Genomic DNA, 7,112 nt, shown 5'->3' with positions numbered 1-7,112 from the left:
TTGTAGACCGGATTTACGGTGTATGGAATACCCAGGCTTTTGCCTATATCTTTATGCTGGGTGTCGTAGTGGCGATATTATCCAGTATATTACCGGCTTATTGGGCAGCCCATAAAGATCCGGTAGAGGCAATCTATCATCGATAAGGAGGCAAAAAATGAAGTTTTTATGGAATTTAGCAAGGAAAAACCTGTCCCGTTCCAGGACAAGGACCATCGTTTCTGTGATTGCCATTGCCATAGCTATCATTTCGGTGGTTTTTTTACGGGGAATGATTGGTGGGTTGTTGACCTCTACTTTTGAAAACCATATTCATTATGTAGCAGGTCATATCCGGGTCATTGATCAGGAATATAAATTAAAAGAGCATCTGGTTTCTCTTAATTATACGGTTAATGGCTTTGAATATGATGGATATGAGCAGATGGTTGATAGATTAAAACAGGTTGAAGGAGTAAATCAGGTTTTGCCTCGCCTGAAGTTTGGATCTATGGTCAGTCATGAGGATAAGATGATAGGTATGATGGGGTGGGGAGTAGATCCCGAAGAAGAGATTGAATTTACCGGAATTGACCGGCATATTGTAGAAGGCAGGATGATACAACCTGGAGAAAGAGAAATGGTGATGGGAGCCGGTTTAATGGAAAAAATCGGAAAAAATGTTGGAGATAAAGTGACCTTTCTCTATAGCACTGCCTTTGACTCTTTTCGCGCTTCAACCTTTCAGCTGGTAGGGAAAATCCAGAGTAATCTTGATTTATTAAATGAAGCTATCTTTCTTTTACCTTTAGACCAGGCTCAGGCTATTCTGGAAATGCCTGGTGAGGTTACCGAATTGTTAATCGTCACGCCTGACTATAACCAGGCTAATGTAGTCCTGCCCCATATAGAAGAACTGTTTGAAGCAAATGATCAATCTGATAAATACACTTTACAGCTCTGGAACAGGGATTATGAGATGATTGAGCTCTTTGGTATGGCTAAAACAATTTATAATTTTATTTACATATTTATTATCATCTTAGCCTGTTTTGTCTTAATCAACACCCTGATTATGATTGTTAATGAAAGAACAAGAGAAATAGGGATGATGAGCGCACTGGGATTGAAAGCAAAAGAGATTCTCTATCTTTTTGCCATGGAGGGCATGATTATCGGTGCCCTGGGCAGTGCCATCGGAGTTATCATTGGTGGCATTATTACCAAGGTATTTTCCGTAGTGGGAATTGATTTTGGAGCAGCCATGGAGGGGATGTCAGCAGACTTAATGTTTGAGCCGATGTTCTATACAGTTTTCAGTTTAGAAAATCTAATCTTTGCCTTTATACTGGGAGTAGTAATCGTGACTGTTGCCTGTATTATTCCAGCCAGGATGGCTGCCCGTCTGGAACCCAATGAAGCATTGCGTTAAAACAAAGAAGAGGAAGGAGATTTACGAATGAAAAAAATAAATAAGAGCCTATTCATCGCCATATTATTCATGTACTTGTTCGGATTTTTTACAGCAATTACATCAGCCCAAATGACAGCCGAAGAAATAATGGCAAAAAGAGACGATAATGAGTATATCCACTCAGCCCGGATAGAGGCAACCATGGTAATCAGCCAGGGAGGCAGAAGAATAGAGAAGACCATGGTCATGTATTCCTTGGAGAAGGATGCCCTGGTGGAATTTACTAATCCTGCCGACCGGGGAAGTAAGTTTTTAAAGAGGGAAGACAATCTCTGGATGTTCTTTCCGGATGCCGAGGATATCGTTAAAATCTCTGGACATATGCTGGAACAGGGTTTCATGGGCAGTGATTTTTCTTACCAGGATATGATGGAATCCGATAAACTGACTGAACTGTACGCTTTTACTCTTTTAGAAGACGATACTTTTAATGACCGTCTCTGCTATGTTCTGGAAGCGGTTGCTGTACCCGGACAGAAAGTATCCTATTACCGCAGGGTGACTTGGATAGACAAAGAACGTTTTGTCAGTTTAAAAGAGGAACTTTATGCCGAAAGCGGCAGATTGTTAAAAGTGAGCGAAGTACAGGAGATTGAGGAGATAGAAGGTCGCTGGTTGCCGGTACAATCTATCATGGAAAACAAATTACGCAAAGATACCTATACACAATTTATCATAAATGAAATTAAATTGAATCCTGAATTGGATGAGAGAATATTTAGCCTACAAAGCTTGCGTTAAAGGATAAGAGAATCATAATTTTTATATAATTAGTTAAGTTTAAATGCCCTTTATTTCTTAATAGTAAATAAAAAGGGCATTTTTTATTTGACTATAATTTATTTATAGAACAGGTAAGTGCAAAGCTTTCTGAAGTAAATTCTAAAATTGTTTTTAAAATATAGAAAATAAGGTATTATTAGATGGATCTTGTTAGAAAGAAGGAAAAACGAAAGGAGTAGAATTGGAATGTTTATTAATTTAAGAAGTGATACTCAGACTTTGCCCACAGAAGAGATGCTGGAGGAAATGAGATACGCTCCCTTAGGAGATGATGTTTTTGGAGAAGATCCCACTGTTAACAAGCTGGAGAAAATAGCTGCTGAAAAGATGGGTAAAGAGGCAGCACTATTGGTTGCCAGTGGAACTATGGGTAATTTATGTGCTCTTATGAGCCATACCCATCCTGGTGATGAAGTAATATTGGAAGCAGATTCCCATACTTATTATTATGAAGTAGGAGGATTTTCAGCATTAGCCGGACTTTCTCCCAGATTAATACAGGGGGAACATGGAATTATAACTGTAAATATGATTAAAAAAGTAATGCGAAATAGGGATATTCATTTTCCGCCGACTACCTTATTATGTATTGAAAATACACATAATCGTGGAGGAGGAACTATTTATCCTGTTTCATTAATGGATGAAATTGCCCACTTTGCCCATGAACAGGGATTAAAAGTGCATGTAGATGGAGCCCGTATCTTCAATGCGGCAGTTGCCCTGGGGGTAGAGGTAAAAGAATTGGTTAAGAATGCCGATTCAGTTATGTTCTGCCTCTCGAAAGGTCTAAGTGCTCCGATAGGTTCGGTACTTATTGGGAGTAGAACCTTCGTTGAGAGAGCCAGAAAAGTAAGAAAAATGTTAGGCGGTGGCATGAGACAGGCTGGAGTATTAGCATCAGCAGGAATTGTGGCATTAGAAAAAATGGTTGATCGCCTGACAGAGGACCATGTCAATGCCAGATATATTGCCGAGGAGTTAGTGAAAGTTAATGGTCTTCAAATTAACTTAAACACAGTACAAACCAATATGGTTTACTGTGATATCAGTCAAACAAAAGTGTCAGCAATCAAACTGGCAGCATTATTAAAAGAGAAAGGACTATTGGTATCTCCTGTGCCTCCCTTTAAGATTCGTCTAGTAACCAATCGCCATATTTCCAGAGAAGATGCGGGAAAGGCTGTAGAGATTATAAAGAAAGCAATTGAAGAGAGCCTTCTTTAATTTTGCTTTATTATAATTATTTTATGATAGAATGTATAAAAAGGCACAAATTCTTAATTTTATATATTGTAATTTTGCCATAATACTACTTTTTTAAATTTCTTAAAGCCATTCACAATATAAATGCGATATTCACCAAGCCGAAGAATATGGTAGAAGTAGATAATAAATAAGTTATTTAATTATTTTTAGGAATTGAGGTGAGATAGAGATGATTCAGGAAGACAGAATTTCCTATCTTAATGAAAAGCATGAGCAAGAAGGCAAATATATTATCTATTGGATGCAGGCTTCTCAACGTGTGAAATATAATCAAGCCTTAGAAATTGCTATCAGGATAGCGAATAAATGTTCTTTGCCTCTGTTAGTTTATTTTGAAATAACAACAGATTTTCCGGATGCCAACTTACGACATTATTATTTTATGCTGGAAGGCCTGCAGGAAGTTTATCAGGAATTGAAAAAAAATGGCATTAAAATGATTCTCCATTATCAGGAGGACAGCAGTACCCCGGATTTATTTAAGCTGGCAAAAGATGCAGCTATAGTTGTTACTGACTGTGGTTATTTACATTTTCAGCTTGAATGGAGAGAAAAATATGCGGAAGAAATACCATGTCTGATGCTCCAGGTTGAAAGTGATGTTGTTATACCAGTAGAAACTGCCTCAACTAAAGAAGAATTTACTGCAGGCAGTTTCAGGCCAAAAGTAAATAGATTATTGTCAGATTATTTAAAGCCAATAGATACTACAGAACCAAAACATTCCTCATTAAATTTTGCTATAAAATCATTACCTATAGACGATATTTCCAATTGTCTTGACTATCTGTCTGTAGACAGCTCAGTACCACCTTCTCCCATCTATCATGGTGGAAATAGTAAAGCCAAAGATTTCTTAAGTCAATTTATCAAAGAAAAGATATATCGCTTTGAATCTTTGCGAAATAATCCATCTGAAGATTATTTGTCACATATGAGTCCATATCTGCACTTTGGACAGATTTCTCCATTATATATTGCATTAAAATTAAAATCAGAGGCACCGGCTGAAGCTTATCGGGTATATCTGGAAGAGCTAATTGTTCGCCGTGAATTGGCAATTAATTATGTGTATTATAATGTAAATTATGACCAGTTTAAAGGACTGCCCAGATGGGCAAAGAGTACCCTGGAAAAGCACCAGCATGATACCAGAAAAATTACTTATTCAATTGCAGAATTGGAACATTCACTGACACATGATCCGTATTGGAATGCTGCCCAACAGGAAATGGTAATTACCGGAAAAATGCACGGATATTTGCGTATGTATTGGGGCAAAAAAATATTAGAATGGAGTCCCACGCCTCAGGAGGCTTTCCAAAGGTGTATTTATCTGAACAATAAATATGGACTGGATGGTCGCGATCCTAATGGATATGCGGGAGTTGCCTGGTGTTTTGGATTACACGACCGAGCCTGGAAAGAGCGGCCCATTTATGGCAAGGTTCGCTATATGAACGACAATGGTTTGAAAAGAAAATTCGATATGGAAAAATATATCCAGAAGGTTAAGGAATTAAAAAAGACGCACTAAAATAATTTTTATTATTTTTTAAATACCGGTAAACAATTGATAAATCTTGGTAGGAGAGCATTTATGCTGACCCAACAAGTTGTTGTTTTAATGATTTTGACGGCAACAATTATCCTATTTATCTTCGACATTTTACGGGTGGACCTGGTGGCTATTTTATGCATGCTGGCATTAGGATGGTCAGGAATATTAGAACCTTTAGAGGTAATTTCAGGTTTTTCCAGTAATGCGGTGATAGCCATGATTGCCGTTATGGTAATGGGTTACGGAATTTCTAAAACAGGTATAATGGAGAAATTTTCCCGTTGGATTATAAAGATTGTTTCCGGAAGTAAGCGCAAGTTAATTGTACTGGTATCTATCTCTGTTGGTTTGATATCGGCTTTTATACAAAACATTGGTGCAGCAGCTCTTTTCTTACCGGTTATAATTATCATTGCCAAAAAAGAGAATTATCATCCATCAGAGTTGATTATGCCCATGGGTTTTGCTGCTATCTTAGGGGGAACACTTACTATGGTAGCTTCAGGTCCTCTGATAATTTTAAATGATTTCTTAAGAAACGCAAACTTGGAGCCTTATAACTTTTTTAGCGTAACCCCGGTTGGACTTTTGCTATTATTGACTGGTATCTTATACTTTTTCTTTTTAGGTCCACATGTATTGCCAAAAAGGGATGTTAAAGCAGTCAAACCTGAGCAGGAAATGTTAATAGAATCCTGGCAATTGCCCCAGCAGGTCCAACATTATCATATTACCGAACAAAGTTCTTTAGTTGGTAAAACTCCTGAAGCCGCCGAGATATGGGAAAAGTATCAGCTAAATATACTTGCTTTGTCAATCGAAAAAGATATAGAATATGCCCCCTGGAGGGAAACTCACTTTAAACCAGGTCAAAAACTGGCATTACTGGGAAATGAAGAGAGAGTAAAAGAATTTGCAGTTTTTTATAATTTGCAATTAATTGAAAAGTCAGATATTTTTCCTGATTTTCAAAATCCCCAAAAAGCTGGATTTGCCGAATCAATTATCCCTCCCAGGTCTGAATTTGTCGGTAAAACTATACGCCAGTTAGCTATTAGGAAGAATTATCATATAGAGCCAATTATGATTTTCAGCCAGGGAAAAGCAGTGCGGGATAATTTCTCCGATAGAATCCTGGTAGCAGGAGATATATTAATATTCCATGGGTTATGGAGAAATATTAATCAATTAAAAGATTCCGGCCAGATTATTGTTTTAACTTCTATTAAAAGAGAAAGTGAGAAGAAGGGAAAATTATTACTGGCAATTGTCTGTTTTGCTGCAGGGATTGGGTTGGCTCTTGCTGGGTACCCACTTTCTATTTCACTTCTTACCAGTGCAGTTGTTATGGTATTAACCGGAGTATTGAATATTGAAGAATTCTATCAGGCAATAGACTGGAAAGTGGTATTTTTAATTTCCGGTTTAATTCCCTTGGGTATTGCTATGGAAAAAACCGGCACAGCTGCTTTTCTGGCTGAAAAGGTAATGTTTATAATACAAGGCAAACATCCTATCTTTATTATTTTTTCTATTGCCCTTATTTCCACTTTATTTTCCTTATTTATGTCAAATGTGGCTTCAACCGTTGTTTTGATTCCCTTGATTATCAATTTATCATTGTTAACAAATATGGATGCCAGACCTCTGGTATTATTAGTCGCAGTTTGTGCAGCTAATTCTTTTATATTGCCCACTCATCAGGTTAATGCTATGCTGATAACTGCAGGTAGTTATGAGAACTCTGATTATTTAAAAGCAGGCGGTATCATGACTTTGTTATTTTTAGTTGTAGTTACCTTTGTTTTTTATTTCCTTTATTTCTAATTTACTATTTTTAGATTAAGGAGGACATGATATTTATGTATATTGAACAGTTTTATGTACAGAAAATTGCCCACAGTTCCTATCTTTTAGGAGGAGAGGAAAATTGTGCTATTGTTGATCCTAGTCGTGATGTTGATAGATATATTGCTGTTGCAAAAGATATGGGATTTAAGATAACCCATATTTTAGAAACTCATTTGCATGCAGATTTTATATCAG

General features: G+C 37.1%; 6 protein-coding genes. All 6 read left to right on the top strand.

From position 1 onward, the window contains the following. Window positions 1-157 precede the first annotated feature (157 nt). Window positions 158-1,411, top strand: coding sequence for an FtsX-like permease family protein (locus tag PHD84_10195; protein ID MDD5638164.1), 1,254 nt, complete (start codon window positions 158-160; stop codon window positions 1,409-1,411). A gap of 27 nt (window positions 1,412-1,438) precedes the next feature. Then, complete coding sequence (locus PHD84_10190) at window positions 1,439-2,194, top strand: outer membrane lipoprotein-sorting protein (GenBank protein ID MDD5638163.1); 756 nt, start codon at window positions 1,439-1,441, stop codon at window positions 2,192-2,194. 228 nt (window positions 2,195-2,422) lie between these two features. Further along, window positions 2,423-3,463 (top strand): low-specificity L-threonine aldolase, encoded by a 1,041-nt coding sequence (gene ltaE / locus PHD84_10185; protein ID MDD5638162.1) that lies wholly within the window; start codon window positions 2,423-2,425, stop codon window positions 3,461-3,463. A gap of 211 nt (window positions 3,464-3,674) precedes the next feature. After that, window positions 3,675-5,042, top strand: coding sequence for a deoxyribodipyrimidine photo-lyase (locus PHD84_10180; GenBank protein ID MDD5638161.1), 1,368 nt, complete (start codon window positions 3,675-3,677; stop codon window positions 5,040-5,042). Window positions 5,043-5,105: 63 nt separating this feature from the next. Then, the gene (locus PHD84_10175) at window positions 5,106-6,893 is read left to right on the top strand and encodes an SLC13 family permease (protein MDD5638160.1); all 1,788 of its coding nucleotides are present in this window, start codon (window positions 5,106-5,108) and stop codon (window positions 6,891-6,893) included. Window positions 6,894-6,928: 35 nt separating this feature from the next. Beyond that, on the top strand, window positions 6,929-7,112 hold a 184-nt coding region (locus tag PHD84_10170; GenBank protein ID MDD5638159.1), incomplete at its 3' end, for an MBL fold metallo-hydrolase.

Source organism: Atribacterota bacterium, assembly GCA_028717805.1.
Taxonomy (GTDB): Bacteria; Atribacterota; Phoenicimicrobiia; order Phoenicimicrobiales; family Stramentimicrobiaceae; genus Stramentimicrobium.
The sequence above is the reverse complement of the archived record's forward strand: the minus strand, read 5'-3'. Positions and strand labels throughout refer to the sequence as shown.

Coding starts and splice junctions, on each gene's coding strand:
- PHD84_10190 (MDD5638163.1), top strand. CDS start 1,439: ATGAAAAAAATAAATAAGAGCCTATTCATCGCCATATTATTCATGTAC.
- PHD84_10195 (MDD5638164.1), top strand. CDS start 158: ATGAAGTTTTTATGGAATTTAGCAAGGAAAAACCTGTCCCGTTCCAGG.
- PHD84_10175 (MDD5638160.1), top strand. CDS start 5,106: ATGCTGACCCAACAAGTTGTTGTTTTAATGATTTTGACGGCAACAATT.
- ltaE (MDD5638162.1), top strand. CDS start 2,423: ATGTTTATTAATTTAAGAAGTGATACTCAGACTTTGCCCACAGAAGAG.
- PHD84_10180 (MDD5638161.1), top strand. CDS start 3,675: ATGATTCAGGAAGACAGAATTTCCTATCTTAATGAAAAGCATGAGCAA.